At 45.6% G+C, this 26,763-nt stretch carries 23 protein-coding genes; 22 read left to right on the forward strand and 1 reads right to left on the reverse strand.

Features of this window, described 5'->3' with window-relative positions; all coding sequences use genetic code 11:
* Nucleotides 1–73: 73 nt before the first annotated feature.
* From FOA19_RS20505 to FOA19_RS20610, 22 genes are all read left to right on the forward strand, one after another.
* Complete coding sequence (locus FOA19_RS20505; protein ID WP_149092701.1) at nt 74–1,453, forward strand: sigma-54-dependent transcriptional regulator; 1,380 nt, start codon at nt 74–76, stop codon at nt 1,451–1,453.
* 248 nt (nt 1,454–1,701) lie between these two features.
* Entirely contained in the window at nt 1,702–3,579 is a 1,878-nt protein-coding gene (locus FOA19_RS20510) for an ATP-binding response regulator (protein ID WP_149092702.1), read from the forward strand.
* Between the two features lie 362 nt (nt 3,580–3,941).
* The gene (locus FOA19_RS20515) at nt 3,942–4,322 is read left to right on the forward strand and encodes a response regulator transcription factor (protein ID WP_149092703.1); all 381 of its coding nucleotides are present in this window, start codon (nt 3,942–3,944) and stop codon (nt 4,320–4,322) included.
* Nucleotides 4,323–4,333: 11 nt separating this feature from the next.
* Nucleotides 4,334–5,494, forward strand: a complete 1,161-nt coding sequence (locus tag FOA19_RS20520; protein ID WP_149092704.1) for a sugar transferase — start codon at nt 4,334–4,336, stop codon at nt 5,492–5,494.
* Between the two features lie 11 nt (nt 5,495–5,505).
* Nucleotides 5,506–6,249 (forward strand): TolC family protein, encoded by a 744-nt coding sequence (locus tag FOA19_RS20525; protein WP_190300491.1) that lies wholly within the window; start codon nt 5,506–5,508, stop codon nt 6,247–6,249.
* Between the two features lie 41 nt (nt 6,250–6,290).
* Nucleotides 6,291–8,429, forward strand: a complete 2,139-nt coding sequence (locus tag FOA19_RS20530; RefSeq protein ID WP_149092706.1) for a GumC family protein — start codon at nt 6,291–6,293, stop codon at nt 8,427–8,429.
* 128 nt (nt 8,430–8,557) lie between these two features.
* On the forward strand, nt 8,558–10,000 hold the full coding sequence (locus tag FOA19_RS20535; protein WP_190300492.1) for an O-antigen ligase family protein: 1,443 nt from the start codon (nt 8,558–8,560) through the stop codon (nt 9,998–10,000).
* Nucleotides 9,993–10,937: a glycosyltransferase family 2 protein gene (locus FOA19_RS20540; protein WP_149092708.1), complete on the forward strand. Its 945-nt coding sequence runs from the start codon at nt 9,993–9,995 to the stop codon at nt 10,935–10,937. The genes FOA19_RS20535 and FOA19_RS20540 overlap by 8 nt, the downstream gene beginning before the upstream one ends.
* A 121-nt stretch (nt 10,938–11,058) precedes the next feature.
* The gene (locus tag FOA19_RS20545) at nt 11,059–12,258 is read left to right on the forward strand and encodes a glycosyltransferase (RefSeq protein WP_149092709.1); all 1,200 of its coding nucleotides are present in this window, start codon (nt 11,059–11,061) and stop codon (nt 12,256–12,258) included.
* Nucleotides 12,259–12,388: 130 nt separating this feature from the next.
* Entirely contained in the window at nt 12,389–13,597 is a 1,209-nt protein-coding gene (locus tag FOA19_RS20550; RefSeq protein ID WP_190300493.1) for a glycosyltransferase family 2 protein, read from the forward strand.
* A gap of 51 nt (nt 13,598–13,648) precedes the next feature.
* Nucleotides 13,649–14,290, forward strand: coding sequence for an acyltransferase (locus tag FOA19_RS20555; protein ID WP_223809000.1), 642 nt, complete (start codon nt 13,649–13,651; stop codon nt 14,288–14,290).
* Between the two features lie 38 nt (nt 14,291–14,328).
* On the forward strand, nt 14,329–15,141 hold the full coding sequence (locus tag FOA19_RS20560) for a glycosyltransferase family 2 protein (protein ID WP_149092710.1): 813 nt from the start codon (nt 14,329–14,331) through the stop codon (nt 15,139–15,141).
* A gap of 190 nt (nt 15,142–15,331) precedes the next feature.
* Nucleotides 15,332–16,189: a glycosyltransferase family 2 protein gene (locus FOA19_RS20565; protein WP_149092711.1), complete on the forward strand. Its 858-nt coding sequence runs from the start codon at nt 15,332–15,334 to the stop codon at nt 16,187–16,189.
* Nucleotides 16,190–16,282: 93 nt separating this feature from the next.
* Nucleotides 16,283–17,047, forward strand: a complete 765-nt coding sequence (locus FOA19_RS20570; protein WP_149092712.1) for a glycosyltransferase — start codon at nt 16,283–16,285, stop codon at nt 17,045–17,047.
* A 64-nt stretch (nt 17,048–17,111) separates the two neighbouring features.
* Complete coding sequence (locus FOA19_RS20575; protein ID WP_149092713.1) at nt 17,112–18,308, forward strand: glycosyltransferase; 1,197 nt, start codon at nt 17,112–17,114, stop codon at nt 18,306–18,308.
* A gap of 108 nt (nt 18,309–18,416) precedes the next feature.
* Nucleotides 18,417–19,337 (forward strand): glycosyltransferase family 8 protein, encoded by a 921-nt coding sequence (locus FOA19_RS20580; protein ID WP_149092714.1) that lies wholly within the window; start codon nt 18,417–18,419, stop codon nt 19,335–19,337.
* Nucleotides 19,338–19,518: 181 nt separating this feature from the next.
* Complete coding sequence (locus FOA19_RS20585) at nt 19,519–20,280, forward strand: polysaccharide pyruvyl transferase family protein (RefSeq protein WP_223809001.1); 762 nt, start codon at nt 19,519–19,521, stop codon at nt 20,278–20,280.
* Nucleotides 20,281–20,288: 8 nt separating this feature from the next.
* Nucleotides 20,289–21,758 (forward strand): lipopolysaccharide biosynthesis protein, encoded by a 1,470-nt coding sequence (locus FOA19_RS20590; protein WP_149092716.1) that lies wholly within the window; start codon nt 20,289–20,291, stop codon nt 21,756–21,758.
* Between the two features lie 80 nt (nt 21,759–21,838).
* Nucleotides 21,839–22,828, forward strand: a complete 990-nt coding sequence (locus FOA19_RS20595; protein WP_190300494.1) for a glycosyltransferase — start codon at nt 21,839–21,841, stop codon at nt 22,826–22,828.
* A gap of 150 nt (nt 22,829–22,978) precedes the next feature.
* The gene (locus FOA19_RS20600; protein ID WP_149092718.1) at nt 22,979–23,983 is read left to right on the forward strand and encodes a hypothetical protein; all 1,005 of its coding nucleotides are present in this window, start codon (nt 22,979–22,981) and stop codon (nt 23,981–23,983) included.
* 85 nt (nt 23,984–24,068) lie between these two features.
* A complete protein-coding gene (locus tag FOA19_RS20605; protein ID WP_149092719.1) occupies nt 24,069–24,902 on the forward strand; it encodes a hypothetical protein in 834 nt (277 codons plus the stop codon).
* A 70-nt stretch (nt 24,903–24,972) separates the two neighbouring features.
* Nucleotides 24,973–25,383, forward strand: a complete 411-nt coding sequence (locus FOA19_RS20610; RefSeq protein ID WP_149092720.1) for a GtrA family protein — start codon at nt 24,973–24,975, stop codon at nt 25,381–25,383.
* A gap of 283 nt (nt 25,384–25,666) precedes the next feature.
* Here FOA19_RS20610 and FOA19_RS20615 read toward each other — a convergent pair whose 3' ends face one another.
* Complete coding sequence (locus FOA19_RS20615) at nt 25,667–26,500, reverse strand: hypothetical protein (protein WP_149092721.1); 834 nt, start codon at nt 26,498–26,500, stop codon at nt 25,667–25,669.
* Nucleotides 26,501–26,763: the final 263 nt, after the last annotated feature.

Consider the following 26,763-nt stretch of genomic DNA (forward strand, 5'->3'; position numbering starts at 1 on the left):
AATCCAAATTCTTTCTTAAATTAGCATAAGATGGTAGTTAATTGATTTTATTCAATGTTTATTCCTGAGCCGCATGTCTAGTTTGCAAAATGACTCTTCTGAAAAAATCTTTGTGCTTGAAGATGATCTTTGGTACTCACAGTTCCTGAGTTACCATCTCTCATCCAATCCAGACCACCAGGTAGAAGTATTCAATTCAGTGGAGGAGTTTCTGGGCCGATTGACAGAAACACCTTCCATTATCACGCTTGATTACCATTTGCCTGCTGTTACGGGCGAGGAGGTTTTGCTTAAGATTCTGGAAAAGAGCCCTAATTCGTACATCATTGTTATTTCTGGACAGGAAGATATCAGAAAGGCGGTGAGCCTTATGAAATTGGGAGCCTATGATTACATCGTTAAAAACGAGGAAACCAAGGACCGGCTTTGGAGTATTGTTGAGAAGATCAAGCACAACAGAACCCTTAAACAGGAAATAGAGGTACTCAGGAAAGAGGTTAAACAAAAGTATACCTTGGGGAGTGACTTGGTAGGGTCTTCTGAGGCAATTAAGAAAGTCTACCAGTTAGTTGAAAAAGCGGCAGCCAATAGTATCAACGTAACCGTAACCGGAGAAACCGGTACGGGAAAAGAACTCATTGCCAAAGCCATCCACCTCAATTCAAAAAGAGCCAAAATGCCCTTTGTGGCAGTGAATATCGCAGCCCTGCCTTCTGAACTGTTGGAGAGTGAATTGTTTGGCCACGAAAAGGGCGCTTTCACGGGGGCTACGTCTCGTAGGGTTGGTAAGTTTGAGGAAGCAAACGGTGGTACCCTTTTTCTGGACGAAATTGGGGAAATGAGCTTTAACCTACAGGCCAAGTTGTTGCGCGTTTTGCAGGAAAGGGAGGTTACTCCCGTAGGTTCTAACAAAAGCATTCCGGTGGAAGTTAGGATCATCACGGCTACCCACCGGAACCTATTGGATGAGGTGAAAAGAGGTAACTTCAGAGAAGACCTTTTCTACCGGTTGCTGGGTATCCAGATCCATTTACCGCCCCTTCGGGATAGAGGCCATGATGTTCTATTGATTGCCAACAAGGTGTTAAAGGATTTCTGCCAGCAAAACGACATGGAAGAAAAGTCTTTCAGTTCAGATGCTCAGCGGAAGCTTCTGGGGCACCCTTACCCAGGCAATGTGCGCGAATTGAAAGCTGTGGTAGAACTAGCGGCTGTGCTCTCGGATTCTAAGGTAGTGACCGATGCTGATATCCAGTTGCAGAAGGCTGTCTCTGCCTCTTCTTCGGAGGAAAAAACCTTGGATGAATATATCCACGAGACGGTACAGAAATTTCTAGATAAGTATAATTACAATGTGGTTTATGTGGCTGACAAGCTCAAGGTGGGAAAGTCAACTATTTACCGGATGATTCAGAAGGGAGATGTCCTTATTCCGGAACAAAAGAAATACTGACTTTTAGAATAGAGACCTCCTGACAAACCAAAAGTTAAAAGGTTTTACTTTGGTTAGAAAGCTTGAAAGCTTGAATGACCCACATTGCAATCATAACATCAACTCATAACCATCAAGCATTAAGTACATCTGTTTGCCAGTCATTTCAACTGTAAGCAGGTCTTTGAGTGAATACAAAAACAGTCAGGGATAGTCTTTCCTACTAAGGATTGCTATAGAGGGGATGGGGAAATTGTTGTTAAAAAGTTATGCAATTTATTTATCAAGTTTTCCAGGAAAGTCCCAACCCCACCTATATAAAGGATTCAAAAGGGAAGATCATCTGGGCGAATGACGCTTACGCTCAATTACATGGTACCAGTTTACCCCAGATTTTAGAAAAAGGGGCACTAGACTTTGACTTCTCCTATGAAAGGGATATAGAGGTATTAAGCTCCTATGGAATAAATGAAATTGAGGAGTTCTTCAAACTGGAAGACGGAAGAGGAGTTTGGTACCTCACGGTCAAGAAAACAGTTGACCAGGAAAATGGCACTCGCTGTTTGTTCTCCACCTCCACAGAAATAACCAATCTTAAAGAAACCATTCAGGTTGCCGAAGACTCATTTGCTGCCAAAGAGAAGTTTTTGGCAGAGGTGAACAGAGAATTGGAGGCTCCTATTAATGCCATCATCAGCTTGGTGAGGCTTTTAAAACAAACCTTTATCAGCAAAGACCAGAAAAGGTACCTGAATTCAGTCCTTTCCATATCAGATTATATACTCGATATTCCTAAAGACGTTTTAGAGTACGCCAGGGTAGAAGCCGGCATCGTAGATTTAACCACGGAAGTGGTGGATGTGGTAGCGTTTACCAATGGAATAGTTCAGTCAGTTGCTTCTAAGGCAACTGAAAAAGGGGTGACCATTAGGTTTGTGGAGCCAACAGCAACATTGCCTACAATTGAGATCAACCCTGTTTATCTGAGTCTTGTCTTGGTGAAGGTCATCAGGTGCGCCATCAGGTACACTAAAACCAGAGAAGTTGTATTCTCTATTCAGCAGAAACAAAGGGTAGAGAACATGCTGTACCTGCAATTCTCCATCAGGAACATAGGGTTGGACCAGAATTCAGAGGATTTGGCCAAACTGTTCGATTCAGAGAACAATTTCTACGGAAACGAGAAATATAAAAGAAGTGGTGTTGATTTGGGAGTTTACACCTGTAAAAAACTTATTGAGCTGCAAGGTGGGAAGGTTTGGTTAGACAAAGACATAAAGCAAGAGGCCAGCATTGAATTCACGCTCTCTTTCCCCATTGTGCAAAGCCAAGCATCAGAGAATAGCTATGTCCCTGCCCTAGATAAGAGCATTCACCCTGAACATTCTGTCGAATTGAAGCTGCTTTTAGTAGATGACAATGAAAGCAGCCAAGCATTGGTGAAGCACCAGATCCAGAACTGGGATACCAAAATTGACATAGCAGGCACCGGTGAAGAGGGAGTCAAACTTGCCTCTAAAACTGTCTATGATTTGATTTTAATGGATGTAGAATTGCCCGGCATGGATGGGTTTGAAGCGACGTCTGCCATTAGGGAATCAGAGGGTCCAAACCAGCGTACACCTATTGTGGCATTTACCACTAATCCAGGCAACATTGACCTGGAGGAGTTCAAGGCTGCCGGGTTTACGGATTACCTCCGGAAGCCTTACCATGCCTTTGATTTATACCTTTGTATCTCCCGGAACACAGGTCATTATGCCAGCGAGCAACTAAAAAACAACAAGGAAGATAACGAGAAAGAGCAGTTGCTATATGATTTCTCTGGCTTGGGAAACATGGCAGAAGATGCGGTCTTTATCAGAAAGATGCAGAAGCTTTTCATAGACTTGGTGCCAGGCCAGATCTCAAAGCTATCCCTTGCTATTCAGCAAAAAGACTGGGAAACCGTAGCACTCATTGCGCACAGTCTTAAATCCACCTATGGCAACATCAAGGTGGTAAAGGCCGCGGAGGCAATGAAGAAGATTGAGCAGATCTCTACCTCCAGGACTAACCTTTCAGAAATCAACAGGCTCATGGGTATTGTAACCGAGACAACCCAGAAGGTGGTGGAAGTCTTTTCCAGAGAACTGGATTTAGCTTAATAGGTGCCGGTTAGCTGCCGCATTGTCATAGCAAAATTGTAGGTCATGCCTGCTCAGCTATCCATAATTACATTTTAGGGCTTCCTTTAAAAATATAGGCTATAAATGTAACTTGTTTGTAAACCAACAAGATCCTCTTACAAGCTCTTAACCCAACCTTAGAGCAGAGTTTATCTTCTTTCCTATCCCGTTTCTCTCCTCACTATAATCTGCAAAACCAATCTCTTTCCCAGTCTGAAACATGGTTTCCTAAAATGGGAGAATTGTTTAGGCCTTGTTGGTGTAATTATACTCTTCTTTTAAAATTTAATACATTATCAAGGTTGGCACGGTAATTTCATAGTTAATATAAAAAAGATAAAATGAAACAGTGTATTTTAATTGTGGACGATGAGCCTACTATAGGATTGATACTGGAACATTACTTCTCCAAGGCATACCAGGTGGTGGTTAAGTCAAACGGAAAGGAAGCCATGGCTTGGTTAGAAGAAGGACATCATATTGATGCCATTGTTGCTGATTTTGAAATGCCTTTCATGAACGGCTTAGACTTCATCAGACAGCTTAGGGCCAGTACTCTTTTCAAGGATATTCCATTGATCATGTTGTCAGGAAAAGAGGAGTCCAGAAATAAAATCCTTTGCTTAAAGAGTGGAGCTGATGATTACATGATCAAGCCATTCAATCCTGAGGAATTGGAGATAAGGATTAAAAATGTTCTAAAAAGGGTGAAAATCTCTTAACGCGGCAAGAAATGAGGGTTGTTTATCTTTCACCAGACATTCAGGAAGCAATTGCATTTGAGTCGGAGTTTGGCTCAGGCATCGAGATAAAGCATTTTGATAATCCTAAGCTTTTCTTGAGATCCTTGGAAAAAGGTGACCGCTATGACCTCATTATCAATGCAGCCACGCCAGGGTCTCCCTTAGGAATAAATCTGCTGAGAACGATCAAGGAAAAATTTGCTTCTGACACACCCGTGATCTGGTTAGCAAACACTCCCGTTCCTCCCTCTTTGCAAAGGATGTTGATGGCAGCAGGTATCTCAGATATTTTCTACCAGAATCCAGACAAAGAGAAGCTAACCACCAGAATCAATTATTTGGTAAGAGCTAACAAAATGGACGCAAATTCTAGACCTAACAGTGTCTTCGCCTACAAATACCCTTTAGGGAAAAGAGTATTTGATATTGTGGTGGCCTCTACGGCTCTGATATGCCTTTCTCCAATTTTGTTGATGATTACCCTTCTTATAAAGCTGGAGTCTAAAGGCCCTGCCTTTTACTATTCCTACCGGGTAGGAACGGGGTTTAAGATTTTCAAATTCTGGAAGTTCCGGTCTATGCGCCAAGATGCAGACCAAATGCTTGACTCTATTAAAGTATTAAATCAATACCAGAGTTCGGCAGGTAAACTCGAGGAGAACATCTTCTCAATCTGTGCCAACTGCGAAAAAGAAAGCACAGAATGCATAAACAAATTGATAGATGAACAAGGGCAGATCATCTGTGAGCACCAATACATTGAGTCAAAGAAAAACAAGGTAGGGCCCGCTTTTATAAAAATAGCGAACGACCCCAGGGTTACCCGGTTTGGCCTGTTTCTCCGGAACACCAGCATTGATGAATTGCCCCAGCTATACAATGTGCTGAGAGGGGATATGTCCATAGTGGGGAACCGACCGCTTCCCATCTATGAGGCTGAAAAGATAACCACCGATGAATACGCAGCGCGATTTATTGCTCCGGCCGGTATTACGGGCCTGTGGCAGGTAAGTAAACGCGGCAAAAAAAACATGTCTGAGGAAGAACGGAAGGCCTTGGATATTGAATACGCCCAAAAGTTCTCTTTAAGAAAAGACCTCTACATTCTGCTTAAGACAGTCCCGGCTATGTTTCAAAAAGAAAATGTTTAACCAAAATGAATATGAAAAAAATTTCGCTTGCACTTTTATTAACCCTGTATGGTCTGGTAGCCTCTGCCCAGACTGCTCCAAGTAAAGGAGCTGATTGGGAAAAGAAGCTCTTCAACTCAGAATACGCCCTGCCTATTCTTATTGAAACAGCCCTTGCCAATGCACCAGAGTTAGAGAATGCAGATGCCGCCAGATTGGCTTCCATGGAACAAAGAAAGATTATCCGTAAAAACTTCTATAGTGGCTTCTCCATCAATTCCTCTTACACATACGGCAGTATGAATAACTGGAATACCAACGGAGAACCCGTGAATTCCTTTAATGCCTTTGATGCCCCGTTGCGCGCCCGGTATACCATGGGCTTGTCAATGTCCCTACCCCTAGGCCAGCTCCTAAGCCGCCACAACACCATCAAGAACCAGGACTTAGCAGTAATCCAGGCCGAGGGCAGCAAGAAGCTAACCGAAAAAGCGGTACGGATGCGGGTGATCAACTTATACCAAAACCTTAAGATGGCTAAAAACCAGCTTGAACTGCAGCAGCAGGCTTACCAGACCGCAGTCGTAAGCCAAGAGATTGCTAAGAAGCAGTTTAAATCTGGTGAGATCATGATAGACGCCATGTCTAATGTGCAGCAGGCCCACACCAGTGCTGCCACTGCACTCCAAACAGCGAAGGTCAACTATGAGACCCAGCTTTTAATGATGGAAGAAACAATCGGAACAAGACTAATCGACTTAATACAAAGCAAATGAGACCTTCAGAAATATTTAGACTTATAAATCGGAACTGGTTCATGCTGTTAGCAATCACCACGGTAACAGCGGCCTCTATCTTTTTCTTCACGCAAGACCAGGTGGATGAATATAAATCAGGAACCACCATCTATACAGGTATCGCTTCTGGTTACAACATCAGTGATGTAACTGAAAGTAGCACCCAGTATAAAGCCGCTAAAGACGGTTTCGCTAACCTGATCTCTGTTCTGGATTCAAGGGACCTCAGAGATGAGTTGGGTTTCCGCCTTCTAGCTTCTCACCTCATGTTGAAGAAGCATGATCCAACCATCATAGGGGAAGAAGCCTACAACCAACTGGAAGAGCTGGTGCCGGCTTCTTTGAGAAGCAAACTGGTGGGGGCAACATTAGAAGAGACTTCCAAAAACCTCTCTGCCTACTACAATGCCACTCCCAGCAACCCTATCCGCGATGTGATGTACAACAATGACCTGGGATACTCTTCTGATGCACTAAGTTCTATTGAGGCCAAACGGATGGGTGACAGTGATTTGTTATCAATCACCTACACCTTCCAGGACCCTGCGCAAACGAAACACACCCTGGACATGCTTACCAAATTGCTGTTCGAAAAGCATAGAACCTTGTTTACGGCACAGTCAGAATCGGTAGTGAACCACTTTGTGGAGGCCACCAATAGAGCCCAAGAAAGACTGAAGAACGCGGAGGAAAGCTTGCTCCGGTTCCAGGAAACCAACGGAATCATTGACTATAACACCCAGGTAGGTAGCACCACCACTGAGAAAAACACCTTGCTGGCCAAGGCCAATGACCTGGATATAGAATATGCAGGAGCCTCAGCTACCCTGAGATCACTAGAGCAGAGCCTTAAAGCCAGAGGGGTGCCAAACCTTTACAGCCAAGAAGTGCTGGCGCTCAAAAACAGACTTTCCAGGGTTACCACTGAGATCGTAGAGCTGGAATTGCTGAACAAAGGAAATACGAAAAGTGCACAGGCAGGAAGGTTGAACGAACTTAAGCAGGAAGCAGAAGATCTTTCCAAAAAGATGATGGGTTCTGTGGACAAGCACTTCAACAACACCCATACCATTCAGGGGTTGCCTACTACCAACCTGCTTAACGACTGGGTAAGAGCCACTTTCCTCCTGGAGGAGTTAAAGAGCAAGCGTAATCTGGTGAACAAACAGAGATCTGAGTACGCTCAGGAATACGCCAAGCTGATGCCGCTGGGCGATGAGAACAGAAAACTTACCCGTGAGGTAACAATGGCTGAAAAGGAGTACCTGGCCCAGTTAGACGGATTGAACCAAAGTAAACTGAACCAGCAAAATATTGAGATGGCGTCACAGTTGAAAGTGATTGACCCTCCTTACATGCCAGGCAGCCCTACCAAGCTTACCCGCATCCTGCTGATCCTGTTCGGTTCTATTGGGGTGTTCTTGCTAACCTTCGGTGTGTTGCTGGCCCGTGAACTGTTGGATGACTCTCTGCGGAAACCATCTGTGGCTGTTAAAAAGATGGAATATCCAATCTTCGGGGTATTGCCTGCTACCCACAGCACCAGCCCTAAGCAACTGCAACTGGCTCAGAATGCCGAAGACCAACTGGCTAGACAGCTGATCCTGAAAATGAAGCAGAAGGATTCTTCTTACCCATATGTGGTGGGCGTGCTGAGCAGTATGTCCGGAGAAGGTAAAACAGCGCTCTGCAGAGCTTTGGCAAACAACCTAATCTCCATGGGCATAGAAACCCAGGTGCTGCACCCAGAAAGCCATAAAGGTTTGGTGAGCCCAGATGCCCACAACAGCTTCTACTCTCCGCTACAAGGAGTGTTAACAGATGCCACTGTAGCAGATTTGGCCGGCTTGGATTACCTGAACAATGCAGTGGTGCTGGTAGAGTTCCCGGCAGTATTAGAAGAGACCTACCCTGTGTCTTTGTTCAAGCACCTGGATCTGGTACTGTTAACCGTGAGATCAAACCGAGTTTGGCAGCAGTCAGACAAGACCATGTTTGAGAATGTTCAGAAAGTTACCAATGCCCCAATTGAAACGGTGTTAAGTTCAGTTCACCCAGACGATGCAAAAGAAATGGTGGTGGTAAGACCGAGACAGGTGATCCAGGATCAGAAAGTATTGCCTTCCCACAAAGATTTCCCTGCATTGGAAACAGTGTAAGACTGCCTCAGGGTTATTTTCTAGATGATTTTTCAAAAAGTCCTTCTCTCGCTTCTGGCCAAACAGGAGTTGAGAGAAGGTCTTAACCAACAAAAGCATTGATTTTCTCAGTGCAAATGCGGACAAACATGAGTCAACTTCAGCTCTCTTCAGAAAGAAAAGCATTCAACCTCCTAATACCTCTCATTGCTTTAGTGGCTATTGGTATTGGCTGGCTAACTGCCCAATTCGGGTTTTGGGTGCCGGGCATCATGCTCAGCATTTTACTTGTTTTTCCATTCGTATTTTCAGTTTTCCAGCAGCCTAAGATTGGGGTGGTATCTCTGATCATTTACTCCTTCATCTTCAACCTACTTGCCAGAGAGATCGGGCATTTCCCCTATATCTATGTCGTGGAGGGGTTGCTGGTGCTTACCTGGTTGGCTATTATCTTCCACAATAGAAAAGAGTACGACTGGACTAAGCTGAACAATGAGATTGTGATTTTAGGCGCCCTATGGACCTTGATTTACATCCTGGAGTTGTTCAACCCCGCAGGTTCAAACATTTTCGGATGGATGCTGGACTTCAGGTATCCTCTCCTTTGGATTCTGGTAATGCCGCTCTGCCTGATGATCTTCAACACCAGAAAGGACCTCGATTTCTTCCTGATCCTGATCATTGTCATGTCTTTGCTGGCCACCTTGAACGGGGTGAAGCAGGTAAAATTCGGTCTTTCCCAAGCGGAGCAAACCTGGATGTCCGCTTCTGGTTACATGACCCACATGATCTTTGGGGAGTTGCGAGCCTTCTCTTTCTACACTGATGCGAGTCAGTTTGGTGCCTCCCAGGCCCACTTGTTTATCATTGCCTTGGTATTGGCTTTCGGGCCGTTCAAGTTTTGGAAAAGAGCGTTGTGCGGTTTAGCTGCCATGGCTTTCCTGTATGGTGAATCTATTTCCGGTACCCGGGGCGCTTTGTTTACCATCTTCATCGGTTTGGCTGTGGTGGTTTTCATCACCAAGAACTTTAAGATCACCACCATTGCCCTGACCGTTCTGATCATGGGTTTCTGCTTCCTGAAGTTTACTTCCATCGGACAGAGTCACTTTGAGATCAGAAGGATGCGTTCTGCCCTCAGACCCCACGATGCCTCTTTGAATGCCCGTTTCACAAACCAGATGAAGATTGAGAAGTACCTAAGCGGACACCCGTTTGGGGGTGGGGTTGGAGCCATTGGGTTTACCGGGCGTAACTACAACCGAGGTACCTATCTGGCCTCTATTCCCCCAGACAGTTACTGGGTGAAGATTTGGGCAGAGATGGGAACTCCGGGCTTTATCCTCTGGATCAGTATGATGATGTACATCATCGGGAAAAGTTGCGGGATTGTCTGGAACACAAAGGACAGAGGGCTCAAGTTCAAGCTCACGGCACTCACGGCCGGCTTCACCGGGATTGTGATCAGTAGTTACAGTAACGAAATCATGAACATGATGCCTTCTTCCATGATCATTTTTGTGTCATGGGGCTTCATCTTCATGGGTCCTAAGTTGGATAAAGAATTAGAGCCAACAGAAGCCCATGCATAAACCTTTGGTATCGGTTATCTCGGTGAACTACAACCAGGCGGCGGTTACCTGTGAAATGGTCTCGTCGCTGCGGAAGGTTACCTACCCAAACATTGAGGTGATTGTGGTGGATAACGCTTCGCCCACTGACGACCCTGGAATCATCCAGGAGCTGTACCCGGAGGTGAAGCTGATCAGGTCGGCCGTTAATCTTGGGTTTGCCGGCGGAAATAACCTTGGCATTGCGCAGGCAAAAGGCGAGTACATCTTTTTCCTGAACAACGACACGGAGGTTGCCCCAGATTTTCTGGAGCCATTGGTGACTCTTTTCCAACAAGACTGCCAAGCGGGGATTGCCTCCCCCAAGATCATCTACTACGGAACAGACCGGATGATTCAGTACGCTGGCTCAAAGGGTATTAATCCCTGGACGGGCCGCAGCATTACCATCGGGCAATTTGAGCAGGACAACGGACAGCATAATGCCTCCGCAGCTACCGTGCTTGCCGACGGAGCCGCCATGATGGTGCCCATGCGCATTATAAAGGAAGTTGGCATGATGCCCGAGTTGTATTTCCTCTATTATGAAGAACTGGATTGGTGTGAGATGATCAAACGCGCGGGGTATACCTGCCACTACGTGGCTTCCTCCGAGATCTACCACAAGGAATCTGTATCGGTGGGCAAGGCCTCAGTGCTGAAAACCTATTACATGAACAGGAACCGGTTGCTTTTCATCAGAAGAAACATAAAGGGTTTGGCGCTCTGGACCAGCATGCTGATTTTCCTTTTGGCGGCCATTCCTAAAAAAGCCCTTGGATTCGGCCTCCGCTTAGAGGGGAAGCACCTGAAAGCATTGGCTAGAGGTCTGTGGTGGAACCTGACCGCCCGCCATATCCATGACAACCGGTTTCCCGCAAAAAGCAAAGCCGCGGAACCAGAGTTGGCCATGCAATAAGGAAGGCCGGCAATCAGATTGGGGTATTAGCTCTGGATTGACTTCCAGTTATTCCCCAAAATAGACGGGTAGGAAGCCACTGGTTTTAGCCCTGATTTTTAGAAACAAGCTTAAAACACCTATGGATTTTTTAGAATCAACAGCGAGTGTCATCCTTTACGTGATTGGGGCTTATCTCCTTTTCAACTGCTGCTACCTGCTGTTTTTCTCCTTGGTGAGCCACAAAAAAGCCAAGCCTTTGGTAGAGTTGCTCCCCATTGACCGAAGGATTTGCGTGTTGATTCCGGCTTACCGCGAGAACGAGGTGATTCTGGAGACGAGCAAGGCGGCCGTCAACCACGCTTACTCGGGAGATTTTGATGTGTACGTCATTGCCGATGGCTTGCACCCAGAAACGATCCAGCAACTGAAAACCATAGGCGTGGGCGTTTTGGAGGTGTTTTTTGAAAAAAGCACCAAAGGCAAAGCGCTCGCTGCCGCCCTTGAAGCCTTGCCGGAGAATGCCTATGATGTGGTGGCTATCCTGGACGTGGACAACATCATGGGGCGGGGATTTCTGCAGGAAGTAAATAAGGCTTTCTCTGCCGGCTACAAAGTGGTCCAGGCACATAGAACCGCCAAAAACATGGATTCCTCTTTTGCTTTGCTGGATGCCTGCAACGAAGAGATCAACAACACCATCTACCGGAAAGGACACTATGCCATCGGGATGTCCTCGGCCCTGATCGGGTCTGGAATGGCCTTTGATTTCCGGTACTTTAGAAAACTGCTCACGGGCATTGGCGAAACAGTGGGCGAAGACAAAGAACTTGACTTCAGGATTGTCAAAGACCAGGAGAAGATTTGCTACCTGAATGATGTTTTTGTCTACGACGAGAAAATTGAGAATGCGAAGGTATTCACCCAACAGCGGACCCGGTGGATAGCTGCCCAAATTGAGTTTTTGAAAAAGTACGCGTTTGAAGGTCTGGTTCAGCTTTTTAGAAACGGCAATTACGAGTTCTTCAACAAAGTAGTCCAGGCGTTTCTGGTACCCAGGATATTGCTCATAGGCGTACTGGGCTATTTCTTCCTGGCTTCCTTGGTGCTTCCCGTGGGACCATCTCCTAAGTTCTGGGCGATCTTACTAGTAATGTTGAGTGCGGCTTTGTTTATAGCCTTACCCGCACGGTTCTACCGAAACAAACAGCTGTGGAAAGCCATAGTACAACTTCCTTATGCGCTTTTCTGCATGGTGAAGGCCTTGTTCCAGATAAAGAAGGCAAAAACCTCTTTCCTTTCAACTCCCCATACTGCCAAGGCAGTTTCAAATGAAATTTAAAATTTAAATACCAAGAATATGCCATTCGAGATTTTCGCTTTCCCCGCCATCGTTTTCCTGTTGATTGGTTTCTTCAGCGGTCTGAATGCCTTCAGGAAGGACCAGTAATCCACTCTAAAACGCACTGATTATGGATGTTTTGGAAGTGAGTCTTTGGATAGCCATTGCCATTGTGTTTTATACCTATGTGGGGTATGCACTGGTGGCGTGGATATGGGCAAAGGCAATCGCTAGAAAAAGCAAGAGTACCCTTCTGAAAGGTTTTGAGCCGGAAGTAACGCTGGTGGTACCGGCCTACAACGAAGCTTCCATTCTGGAGGACAAGATTGAAAACTGCCTGGCTTTGGCTTACCCAGAGGACCGATTGAAGATAGTCTTCATCACCGATGGCTCCACCGATAATTCTGCAGAAGTCTTGGCGGCCTATCCGCAGATAACCCACCTGCATTCTCCCGTAAGGGGAGGGAAGGCAATGGCAGAAAACCGGGCCATGCAGTTTGTGCAAACCCCCTTCGTCATTTTCACCGACTGTAATTCCTTCTTGAATAAGGAAGCGGTGCAGGAACTGGTAAAGCACTACCAAGACCCAAAAGTGGGCGCTGTTTCCGGTGAGAAGAAAGTCATGGCCTTGGATTCTGCGCCAGGTGCCGGTGAAGGATTGTACTGGAAGTATGAGTCTTTCCTGAAGCGGTGCGACTCTGAGATCTACAGCCTCATGGGCGCTGCCGGTGAGTTGGTGTCTTTCAGGTCCTCCTTGTTTCAGCCCTTGGAAAAGGATACCATCTTGGACGATTTTGTACAGTCCCTTAGGATAGTGGAGAAAGGATTCAAAGTGGTGTATGAGCCCCTGGCCTTCGCCTCGGAAACTCCTTCCACTTCCATCCATGAGGAAATGAAGCGGAAAGTCAGGATCTGTGCCGGTGGGTGGCAGTCTATGTTCCGGTTGGGCGGTCTATTGAATCCGTTCCACCAGCCGGTTGTCACGTTCCTCTACGTTTCACACAGAGTGCTGCGGTGGAGCCTGGCTCCTCTGATGCTGGCCATCTTGATCCCGCTCAGTTTTGCCCTGGCTTGGAAAGGAAGTGGGATGAGCGCATTGCTGTTCGGGTTGCAGGTGCTGTTTTATTTCATGGCTTGGGTAGGTTGGCAGGCAGAAGCCAAGGGTAAGAAATCAAAGCTACTACTGTTGCCTCTTTATTTTACCATCATGAATGTGGCGGTGTTTCTGGGTTTTTTCCGGTTCATTAGAAAATCGCAGCCAGCCGCTTGGGAGAAAGCCAGCAGGGCAGAAATCCCTACCATCATGGTGCATCAGAAAGACGTAAGTGAGGTAGTCTGAACCTGGCAGCAGAAAACGAAGGATATACGTGAAAATTAAAGCCAGAGAAACGTGAGCATCGTACAGAAGATAAAGACAGACCCCAGATTGAAAGCATTGGCGCTTTACCTGCTCATGCCAAAGAACCAGGCAAAGCCCAGGTGGTGGGTACGGCATTTCATGAATCCTTTTTACCATAAAAAGGAACATGATGCTGTCTTTCAATCGCATGCACGCTTAGATGTGCTGCCTTTCAACCCGTTTACGGTAGGCAAAAGCACGGTTATAGAAGATTATGCGGTCATAAATAATGGCATGGGCCATGTGCACATCGGGGCGAACACATTTGTGGGGCTTTTCGATGTCGTGATTGGCCCGGTCACCATTGGGAACCATGTTATCATTGCGCAACATGTGGTCATTTCTGGTTTAAACCATGGCTACGAGAAAGTAGGGATACCCATCAAAGATCAGCCCTGTACGGTTGGAGAGATCATTGTGGAAGATGAGTGTTGGATTGGGGCAAATGCAGTTATAACGGCGGGTGTGCGAATAGGAAAACACTCTGTGGTAGCTGCCGGAAGCGTTGTAACCAAAGATGTGCCCCCCTATTCAGTGGTTGGGGGAAATCCTGCAAAAATACTCAAGCGATATAACTCTGACACGGCCCAATGGGAAAAACAACAGACACTACAGAAACCAGTGCTTATCTAGAACAATGGTTAGGAAAAGAACTTGTGGAATTAACCGAAATGGATAAACCTAAACATTATTTTCATGAAGTAACCCTATTAGTGACGCATTACAACAGAAGCAGTTCACTGGAGCGTCTTTTGAAATCCTTTAAGGAGATGAATTGCGTGTTTGAGGACATTGTAGTGTCTGATGACGGTAGTAAGCCAGAGCATTTAGACGTGGTAAGGCAACTGCAAAAACAGTATGACTTTCAGTTGATCACCAGCCCGGTAAACAAGGGGTTGGGGCATAACATGAACAAAGGCCAGAATGCCGTCAGAACCGCTTACACTTTGTATGTGCAGGAAGACTTTGTGCCAAAATCTACTTTCCCGGCCCATTTCACAGATGGCTTGAAGATTCTGCAGCAGGAAAAGGAAATAGATCTGGTGCGTTTTTACGCTTATTTCAGATATCCGTACTTAAAACCCTATAAGAAAGGTTTTTCAGAAATGGTGTTCAAAGGGCAGCCTTGGTTCTCAAACCATTTGAAATTCTACCAATACAGTGACCACCCACATTTGAGAAGGAGCAATTTCTTTGAGAAGTTCGGGAGGTACGTGGAAGGGAAGAAAGGCGATATCACGGAGTTCAAGATGTGCCTTTCCTTTATCAAGAACGGCGGCAAAGGCGTGTATTTTGAGGAATTCTCCTCGCTTTTTGAGCAAAGGAACTCACCGGAAGAACCCAGCACCATGCAACGGGTGAATTGGCGGCAGCAACGGGTACCGGTGGTGCTTTTCTTAAGGTGGTGGTACCTCAAGGGCCGGATTCTTAAGAATGACCTGGCTTTGGCTTTAACCCAGAAATGTTTCCAAAATAAAGCTTGAAAAGGCTTTGTTTAGTTTAGGCGAGCATGGAAAAATAGCTTTCTACTCACTCTAAATCAGGTAAATGTTCTGTTAAGGTTAAATAATATATAAAAACGTTATATTTTCTGATTATTTATAGGCTGAATAAAAGAAAATATTTAAATTTATGATGATAAAGTTCATCTTGTGAATCAAAACGAAGCTTCTCATGAGAGTTATTAGTAATCCAGATTGGATCAACCACCTCAAGTTTGATTATGAAAACTATGAGCAAATCCCTTCTCATGTATTTGACGAGATAAACGCCAACCTGGATAAGGTACAAAGCAAACGGCCTTTGGTGAGCATTCTTATCTCTGCCTGGAACGAGGAGGTAAACATCCTGAGGTGCGTGGCCAGTTTGTCAAGAATGAAAACCAAGATCCCTTTTGAGATCATCGTCATTAACAATAACTCCAAGGACAGAACCCAGGATACCGTTGACAGGCTTCATGTAAGGTCCATGTTTGAGGAAAAGCAGGGGTGTGGTCCTGCCAGGCAAACGGGCCAGAAGAATGCAGCCGGGGAGTACATCCTTCTGGCAGACGCAGATTGCTTTTATCCTGCCTGCTGGGTTGATGAAATGATGAAGGTTCTGGTGAAGCAAGATGTGGTGTGTGTCTACGGACGGTACTCCTTTATCAGTGAGCCAGGTTTCCCCAGGTGGAAGCTTTACATTCTGGAGTCAATGAAGGATGTGATTTCGGAGATCAGGCAACTGAACCGACCCTACTACAATGCCTATGGTCTGAGTATGGGCTACGTGAAAGAGTTTGGCTTGAAGGTGGGCTTTATTGAGACCAATTTCTGGGGAGATGACGGGCAGCTTTGCCTGGGGTTAATGAAGTATGGGAAAATCAAACAGGTGAGGTCAAACAAAGCCCGCGCCTGGACTAGCCCACGAACCTTGCAGCGCACCGGTAATTTCTCCCAGGCCCTTAATGCCCGGATAGTGAAAGAGTTGAAGCGCTTCAAAAACCACTTTAACACCCGCATGCCCAAGAATATAAGCATGACGAACAAGTAAAGGCCTAGGTCTCTGAATAAGTAAGGAAGGGCGGAGCCATCAAAAATGGTTTAAAAGCGCTTCAAACATCCAGTAAATGCAACGGTATAGGATATGTACACCTTCAAAGAAGTAACTTTATTGATTACCCATTACAACAGGAGTTCTTCTTTAGAACGCCTGTTGAAAAGCTTCCGGAGTAACAATTGCGTGTTTGGAGGAATTGTGGTGTCTGATGACGCAAGTAAGCCAGAGCATTTGGCCAAGTTGCATGAACTTAAGGAGGAGTTTGGCTATAAATTAGTCACCACCCCGGTAAATAGGGGCTTAGGCAACAACATAAACAAAGGGCAGGATGCGGTCACCACTCCTTATACGCTTTATGTGCAGGAGGATTTTGAGCCGCAAAAAGGCTTCTTCAGGAAGCTGCAGGAGAGCCTGGAGATAATGGAAGAGGACAAGGGACTGGATATCATCCGTTATTATTCTTACCTCCTTTACCCTTACCTGAAGCCGTATGGCAAGGGCTTCTCAGAGATGTACATTTATCCGTTTGCCCCTCAGTACAAGAAAGTATATTTCTATAGTGACCATCCTCATTTAAGGAGAAGCTCTTTTTTGGAGAAGTTTGGACGGTATAAAGAAGAAGGCAGTATTGATAAGTGCGAGTATTCCATGTGCGTATCTTTTATCCGGAAGAAAGGGAGGGGCCTGTTTTACAATGATTACCAATCATTGTTTGTCCAGAACAACACAGAGCAGGAGCCAAGTACTTTGGTGCGGAGCGACTGGACAAAAAGTAAAAACCCTGTAATTGCTTTTGCAAGAGGAGTGTACAGGCAAGTGAAGTACAACTTTGACCTGCACCTTGCCAGATAAACCACTGTGTGATTCGTGAACCCTGTGGAGGAAACCAACCTCATCTTCCTTTAGCCTTTTACCTATGAATTTCGTTTTTGTCAGCCTGCAGAGAATCAATACAGATAGGGAGTCCACCTCCACTTGTTTGGCAAAGGAATTGGCGAAAAACCATAGGGTATTGTATGTGAACTCCCCCATAGACAGGAAGGCCACGCTTACCTCCCACCATGATGCGTTTGTGACGGCTCACTTAGAGGCGATCAAAAACAAGGAAGAGCCGCTTGTGCAGTTAGATACCAACCTGTGGATGTTGAACCCGACCCGCGTGATAGAGTCCATTAACTGGGTCCCGTTTACTCCGGTATTCTCCATGCTGAACAGGCTGAACAACGAACGGTTGGGGAAAGATATTCAGGAGGCCTTGGATGTGTTGGGCTTTGATGAGTTCGTGTTGGTCAATGACAAGGACATCTTCAGAAGCTACTACCTAAAGGAGATTCTGCGGCCCTCAAAGTACGTCTACCTAGATCGAGACTATACCCTTGGTTTGGATTATTGGAGAAAACACGGCGCTACCCTGGAACCTAAGCTGATGCAGAAGTCAGACGCAGTAGTGTGTAATTCGCTCGATTTTACAAAAAGAGCCAAAAAATACAACAACAACAGTTATTACATAGGCAATGGCTTTGATGCCAGCCAGTATGACTCTGAGAGTGTAAGAACCATGCCGCAGGATTTGGCAGGCATTCCAGGGCCGATCATCGGTTACGTAGGTGCCCTGATCACGCTAAGGTTGGACTTGCGTTTAATGACCGATTTGGCCAAAGAGAGGCCAAACTGGAGCTTCGTCTTTATTGGCAAGGAGGACGATGATTTCAAAGCCAGTGAGTTGCATGACCTACCCAACGTGTACTTCCTGGGCTTGAAACATACCAAGGAGGTGCCGGCCTATATTGAGGGTTTTGATGTGTGCATTAATCCCCAAATTCTTAACGATATCACCAAAAGCAATTTCCCTTTGAAGGTGGTGGAATACCTGGCCATGGGAAAACCGGTGGTGGCCACTTCTACCAACACCATGCGGGAAGTGTTTCAGGACCATACGTACCTGGCCAACGGGAAAGATGAATTCATCGCCCAGGTAGAGAAAGCCCTGCACGAGAATACAAGCGCTCTGGAAGAAAGAAGAAAAGACTTCTCCAGGGAATTTACCTGGGAAAATGTGGTGTCCGTTTTTTTGAGGTCCATTTACCCAGAGATGGAAAGCGTACCTCAATAGGTTTCGGACGTGGGGCTTCAATGATTGGACTGTTTGGCCTAATCCTTTCATGAAGCATGTGACGCAGGGCTTATTGCCAGATTAATAGATTAAAATCCCCTTTTTGTTATGACTGGATCTGTTCCAATTTCAATTGTAGTAGTTTCTGATGATCACTATGTGATCTTATTGGCTGCCTTGATCAAGTCTATTGAAGTCAATCATGCATCAAAAGAACCCTTGCATTTCTATGTGATTGAAGACGGGGTGAAGGACAAGACAAAAAGGAAACTGCAGTCCTCTGTGAATGCAGAAACCACTACTTTGTTTTGGATTCCTATGGCAGAAGCCGCTCCCTCGGGGATTGAGCTGCCGCTGGATAAAAGCTCCTGGCCTTTGAACATCTACATGCGGCTTTTTATTTCCTATTTCCTGCCCGAAAATGTGGAAAGAGCCATTTACCTGGACGTGGACATGATCGTGCAGAAGGACATTAGCCTGTTGTGGAAAACGGATATCCAGGATAAGATAATCGCGGCCGTCACAGACTCAAGAATAAAGACCATTGACTGTCGCTGGGGTGGGGTGGTGAATTACAAAGAATTGAATCTTCAGGGCAGCGCGAAGTATTTCAATACGGGCCTCTTGATGATTGACATAAAGAAGTGGAAGGCTGCAGACATCACGGCCAAGGTGCTGGAGTGCATCAAGGTGAACAAAGACTTTGCGAATTTTCCGGACCAGTACGGTTTGAATGTGCTATTGGCTGACCATTGGCTGGAACTGGACGGATTGTGGAATTACTTTGCCGAAGGCGATCACACAGATCCTAACATCATCCATTTCATGTCTACCAAGCCCATCTATAAATCATATAACTATAATCAGCATTACCAGGAGCTGTTCTACCATTATCTAAGCCAGACTCCTTGGAACGGAGAAAACCAGATAAGCTCCTCCAGAATATATTATGCCAAGGCCAGAAACAAGGTGCGGAAGATCATGAAGAAGTTCTTTGCCAAAAACGTGCTCATTTACCCTGGCCATTGAAGACCTGTAGTTCAATATAATTAGTAGAAAGGCCTTGATCCAATGCCTTAACCCTAGGAAGAAAAAAGAAGCCTAAACTTCTCTTTGTTCCTTATAAAGTAGATATGCTCTTATGTTTCTATCTGATAAAATAAAGAAAAGGCTGGCCTTTACAAAGCCCGCTGAGCCTGTATCCAGAGACTTGAATTTCGATCACGTAAAACTTTACTATTGGAAGCCCCTGGACGGCAGCCTCAATTTCGGGGATCACCTGTCTAAGGTGATTGTCTCTAAAATCCTGGCAGATAGAAACCATTTACTGGACGAAGAAACCAAACGGCAGCGCACCATGCTGGCGATCGGCTCGGTGCTGCATTTCGCTGGTGACAATGACGTTATCTGGGGAACCGGCGTGAACGGAAAAGTAGACGTTAGCGAGCATACCTTCACCAACCTGGATGTGCGGGCGGTCCGCGGTCCGCTTACCCGTGAGTTTTTGATGAACAGGGGAATTGCCGTGCCGGAGGTGTACGGCGATCCGGCCTTGCTTTTGCCCCACCTGTTTCCGGGTCGTTTTCAGAAAAACGCGCAGAAACCATACGTGGTGGTGCCCAACTTGCATGACCTGAAGATTGTGAAAACGTTGCGTCTGGAAAACGTGATCTCTCCTGTCTGGGGTTGGAATAAATGCGTGGAAGAGATCCTGAAGGCCGAGTTTGTGATTGCCAGTTCTTTGCATGGTTTGATCATCGCCGAGGCCTATGGCATACCGGCTTGCTACATCAGGTTCACCGAGACGGAAAACCTGTTCAAGTACAATGATTACCTGATGGGAACGGGCAGGGGCGAGGTTGAATTTGCCACTACCGTAGCCGAGGCGTTGAAAATGGGCGGCATGCCGGCCCCAACCTTTGACCCCACAAAGTTATTAAATGCATTCCCAATTGACCTTTGGGAGAAATAGGAAGTTCAATGGCCGAGAATTCAGGTAAGTCTTTTTTAAAGGGAACAGTTTGGGCTATAATAGATAACTTCTTTCGGCAGGCTATTACGTTGTCGGTTTTTGTGGTTTTAGCCAGGTTGCTGGAGCCTGAGATATTTGGCCTGCTTTCCTTTTCCTTTGTTTTTGTAAACATATTCGTGGCGGTCATCAATGACGGCATTGTCACCGCCATCGTCAGAAAAGAGAATCCAGTTGAGGCTGATTATAATACCGGGTTCTGGCTGTGCGTGGGCTGCTCCATCCCGGCGTTTCTGTTCCTCTTCTTTACCGCGAACTTTTTTGAGGAATTGACCTCGTCCAAGGGTCTGGCCACTGTGATGCGGGCAACCAGCTTCATCATCCTAACCACGGGCCTTTCCAGTATCCATGAAGTCTGGCTCAGACGCCGAATGGACTTCAAAACCATTGCCATCCGGTCCATCATCTCGGTGGGGTTAGGCGGTTTGGTAGGGGTGTATCTGGCGATGAAAGGATACGGGGTTACCAGTGTGCTGGCACAGCAATTAACCACGGCCCTCAGTCAGCTGCTGATGCTCTGGTTCACTACCGCCTGGCGCCCGGGCCTGAACGTGTCCAAAGCCTCCTTCAGGGAAATCTTCCACTTCAGTAAGTACATCGCTTTAACCAACCTGAGTAATGCGGCCAACCAGAACAGTGACGTCTTTTTCGTTACCTATTACTTGGGCCCGGTCTCCACAGGGATCTACACCACCGGAAAGCGGATCTCCAGTACGTTGAACACTGTGATTTCCACTGCTTTGCTGCGGGTGTCCTTGCCGGCTTTCTCCAAACTGCAGAACAATGACGCGGAGCTGTCAAAGATTTATCTTCAGTCTACTACCTTAACGGCCATGGTAACGGCGCCTATTTTCGCCGGCATTGCTGTTCTGTCCAAAGATATCACCCTGCTGATCTTAGGGGAAAAGTGGCTCAAGTCGGTTCCTATTATGCAGGTGGTCACCATCATCGGGTTCTTGACATCCATTGGTTACTATAACCAAAGTATCATGGTGGCCAAAAACAAACCGCAGTGGCAAACCAGGCTTACCTTGCTATATGCCATCTCCAATGTGACCGCTTTCGTTTTGTTTACCAGATTTGGCCTTTTGGCTACGGCCCTGGCTTTTGCCGGAAGGGCCTTGTTGCTTTATCCGGTATCGGTGTGGTGTGCCCTGAAGCTAACGGGACTGCACTGGAGCCAGTACGTGAAGTCTTTGCTTCCGGCGCTCCTGGCGGCCTTATTGATGGTGATTGCCTTGGTAGAGGCCTCTGGATTTTTGCTGCAAATTCCCCTGGTGGTTAGGTTAGTTGTGCTGGTGCTCTTGGGGGCCTGCACGTATTGTTCTTTGCTCTACGTTTTCATGCCCGGAATCTATAGGAGGTTTATGGTAGATACGGTGCAGGACAAGGTGCTCAAAAGAAAAAAAGTATACAATTAATGAAAAGCTTTGGGATACTTGCCTGTCCGGCCTGGTCAACGAAAGCCGGCAATCCATATAACTATATCTTGTATAGCAATATGGAAAAACAAGGCTATCCAATTTATGAGTTTGATTTCGCGGTAAAAAACAGTGTGAAATATGCCTTGTCAGGTAAATACAAGATCTTCCATATCCATTGGCCTTCCAATGTGATTTTTGGGGAAAGCGAGGCAAGGGCCAATATCAGACTTACTATTTTCTTTGCTTTTATAAATTTAATTCAGTTCTTCAATAAAAAGGTTGTTTGGACCGTCCATAATCTGGAAGACCATGAAGGTAAATTCCCGGCTTTACAGAAAAAGCTGAATGATTTCATGTACAAGAAAGTGGATGGTTTTATTAGCCTTAACCAATCGGGTTTAGAGCTTATAAACCAAAAAACAGCCAAAAACCGTAAGAAAAAGACCGCGCATATTCACCATCCGCATTATAGAAACTATTACAAGAACGAGATAAGCAGAGCCCAAGCCCGCGAGCAATTAGGGGTGCCCCATGACAAGTTCGTTTTCTTGTTTCTAGGGCAGATAAGGGCTTATAAAAACGTGACAGGCCTGGTGGAGGCTTACAAGGCGCTGCATCACCCCAATGCTCTGTTGCTCATTGCCGGCAATGTGCACGAAGATATCAGGGATGAATTACAAAAGCATCTAGAGAATGCACCGGATATAAAGTTTGTGAATTCCTTTGTGAAAGACGAAGATCTGCAGCTGTATTTCAACTGTGCCGATGTTGTAGTTACGCCTTATAATAAAATATTTAATTCTGGTTCTGCTTTGCTTAATTTGAGTTTTGGCAAGCCAACTTTGGCCCCAGATTTGTGGGCTTTGAAAGAATTAAAACAGTTGGTAGGTGCCCAATGGATCAAAACCTACCAAGGCCAGATTTCTGCCGAAGTGTTGGAACAGGGCATGGCAGAAATTCGGCTTGAATCAGAGACTTCTTCTAAAAAAGGTCCGGATATTTCCTGCCTTGATCCTGAAGCAATTTCTAGAGAGACCATCGCTTTTTATGAGTCTCTTTTAGCTTAGTCTATCTTTCCTGCATGTGTGAATACTGCAGGTGTATTATATAAATAAGTGGTGGGTAGAAGGACGTAAGAAGCCTGGGCTGATTTAGGCAAGACAGGCATTCTTCTGTGGCTGCTTTTCTGTGCTTTAGATGTTTAAAACTGTAAAAGAATGAATATGAAGAATGTTGTCTTGCTATGCTATGGTAAAGAAATTGAATTCAAAAGAACCCTTTTTGCTGTTTTAAGTTTTTGGAGTTGGTATGAGAACAGCAAAGGGGATGTGCGGGTCATCATCTACACCGATAACCCCGAATACTTCAAGCCCTACCTGGTTGATTTCAACGTGACCTACGTGCTGGTTCCCATCACGGAGATTGAGGAAAGCACCAAAAAATCGGGGCTGATCTATCGGTTCAAGATCTCGGTGATAGACAAGGCTTTCCAGCAATACCCCAATGAGGACGTTCTGTACATTGACACAGACACTTTCTTTATTGCCAATCCGCAGCCGCTGTTCAATGCCCTGGTACCTGGTCAAAGCTTCATGCACTTGCGGGAACAGACCTTTGAGGAGATGGTTGAAGTGTACAAATGGTTGAATACCGCCACACTGGATGCCCAGGAGTTCCCGCGTTCCTTTTTGCGGTTAATAGAGAGCAAGACTTACTCGGTGGGCGGCAAGCAGGAACAGTTCAACCGGATGCAGCATGTCTGGAACGCTGGCGTAATCGGGCTTCCTAGTTCCATGAGAAAGTTAATCCCCGATGTGTTTGCCCTGTCAGATGAGTTCTTCCTGGAAACCAAGTGGCGCATCAGTGAGCAGCTGGCTTTTACGGTGGTTTTGAATGCCGCTTCTAAGATCCAACCCTCAGGTGACGTGATTAACCATTACTGGCACTACAAGGATAGGGTAGACCCTAGGTTGAATGAGCTTTTTACGCTTGGTTTTAAGAAACTAAACAAAAATCGGAAGTTGATAGCGGTTAGAAGAACCACCCAAAAGCTAAATAAACTTATCTACCATGAGCAGATGATGACTAATACCAAGAATTATCTGCGCGAAAAAGATTACAAAAACGGCTTTAGATACGCTTTTAAGGCCTTAAAAGGAATGCCCCTGAATGACGACTTCGTGAAAATCATCAAATACAGGTTTTCAAAAGTGGCATCTTAAAAGTTGCCCCTTCGGCCACTCAGGCATGCCTGCTCCCCCAAAAGTAAAAAGAAGTTTAACCCTCTTTTAAATAGACCTCCCTGGTATGGAATACTTGTATCACATGAAATCTGGCGTAGTATTTAAGTTTTTGCTTAAGGTATTTCTGTTGCTTTTTGTATTAAACCTGCTGGTGATTTCTTTGGAGTTCTATTTGGAAAATTACACCACCTCTAACCTTACCTCAAGGTACACTTTCCAATACTACGTTACCGGGATGTTTTATTTTGACGGTGAGCGGAATATTCCTACCTACTTCTCCACCCTGAACCTGTTGTTTGGTGCGGGCCTCCTTTTCTTGATTTCCAAATACGTCAAACGAAGCAGCACACCGCTTTACCACCGAAAATGGTATTGGATGGGGTGGGTCTTTGTCTGGTTGGCCACGGATGAGTTGTTCGCCTTGCATGAAATCACGGCCAAACCCATGCGCACCATGCTGCAGCATGTCTTTCAGCAGGAGAACATTGGTTTGCTTCACTTCGCCTGGTTTGTTCCTTATGCGTTGGTGCTAACCTTCGTGGGTTTTTACTTCGTGCGGTTTGTCTTTTCCTTGCCCAGGAAAACTTTGTATAACTTTATCCTCTCGGGCATACTATTCTTGGGTGGGGCCATAGGTATGGAAATGGTCAGCGGCCTAATTGTAAGCAATGACCTTTTATCTGTCTATAAACTGGTTACTACCCTGGAAGAGTCCTTTGAGATGATAGGCGTCATTTTCTTCATCTACTCCCTGCTCAGGCACCTGGAAGACCAGAAAGATTTAACCAGAATGGTACTGGATGTCAAGATCGATTCAAATTCACAAACCGTACACACTAACAGCGCTGCTCCGGTAGACCAGGTAAAGGAGCAGCAGAAATCAATAATGGCTATCTGATATTGGCAGGCCATTACCCCAGGCAAAGACAAAAAGGTCTTGCCTGGAAATTTTCATTATAGTGCTAAACATGAATTCATTTATACATCGGATTGAAAAACAGGAGAAGTTCTCCCAGCTGATTAAGTTTATTTTGGTGGGCGGCCTGTGTGTTGTATTTGATATGCTGGTGTTTGTAGTGCTCTTTGATTTCTACCACGTGAATTACATGGTCGCCAATTTCAGCTCTACTGTGCTGGCGATCCTGTTGAATTACCTGATTTCCAAGGTTTGGGTATTTAAAGCAGGAAAGTACTCTTCCAGAGTTGAGTTTCTGGCTTTCATGTTTTTCTCGCTTGCGGGTCTGCTCATCAACCAGGGACTGATTTGGCTCTTCGTGGAGAAGGTAGCCCTGGAGCCCAAATCCGGTAAAATCCTGGCAATACTGCTCGTGGCCATCTTTAACTTCGTCACCAAGAAGTTGTTTGTGTTCAAAGGGTAATGCGGGAAGTCTTTTTGCTCTTAGGGTGAGTCAACACACGACTTGTTTGCCTACGTAAAAGTATTGAAAGGTTAGTCATCCTCCGCCTTTCTGGCCATTTTTCCAGATTTGAGGCTTAGAACAATAAGCGGACGCAGGAGATTATAAAAGACTTCCTGATTAATAAGTTCGGGCGCTTTATCAGTGCCAAAAACAGAGAAGCCTTCCTACTAGCTGGTCGCTTAGAGGAAGGCTTCTCTGTTTATTGGGTAATTTATGATGTAATAGAATTTATAATGGAATATTAGATAAGATGCTTGCTTCTTCGTTTGATCACCAGTGATTCTTCTTTTACGGTCCCGGCCACCTTCCTTTTATCAGTCTCCCGCAGGTCAAATCTGACGGTGATAAAGTCTTGAATCGTTTTTAGGTGGTTGAGTAAGGCTTTTATAAAGAAGATGATGCCCAGCATCTCAAAGGATTCTTCAAGGTTGGTGGCTATCTTATAGGGGAGGCTGTATTTGCCATATACCCCAATGATAAGCTCTCCAATCATTTCAACGCCTAAGGCGCCAAATACCAGCATGGACCCAGCTAAGACAAAGCTGATCATGGTTTTCCTGGGTAAGGCTAGAAACCACGGCAAAAAGTAAAAGGAGGAAATGATCAACACCAGGAAGTACGGAATAAAGCCTGTGAACCTTACCAATGCGATGTCATTCCCCTGATTGAAGTACTTGATCAAGGCTATAAAGGGCAAACCCATGACCTCATGGAGCATCAGCAACTCATCCAGTGCCAGGAAAATGAACAAGAGCCCCAAGAGATACCATCTTTTATAGAACCTGGGCTTCTCAGATTCCTTCACTTCTTTGCCGATGACAAACAAAAGGCCTGCGCTAAGGGCTAAGTTCAGGAATGAAAAGTAGGTAGGAATGTTCTTTTCTCCGTTGGCATCAAACATGCCCACTACGTACGTCCTGAAGGTATAGCTAGACGCTATGGAGTGGTTTACAGCGATGTTCTTGAAATAGTGGTCAAGTGAAATGGCCACCAAACTCAACGTGATCACCAGCAGAAAAAGCTTGAAGAGAATGCCAAAAATCTTTGATGGATGTACGCTGGATATATGTTCCATTGAAAGCTGAATGAAAACTTAACGGTTTAAAGGTGATTTCTGAATAACAGCCCAGAAGCTCAATTTTTATGAAGCTCAGGACGCACACTCATTTGACATTTATGCCGAATGAATGGCAGTTCTGGTTTAGGGCTGGTTTTCTAAAAACAGACCCTAAACCAGAACACCATTCTACTGCTACTCAATTAAGGTGGCGCGTCTAGGTGCCACCTTAATTGGCAGCGTTGAAGAAGCAAGCGGAGTGTCAGTAGACTTAGATGCTA

Source organism: Rufibacter hautae (assembly GCF_008271695.1).
GTDB lineage: Bacteria > Bacteroidota > Bacteroidia > Cytophagales > Hymenobacteraceae > Nibribacter > Nibribacter hautae.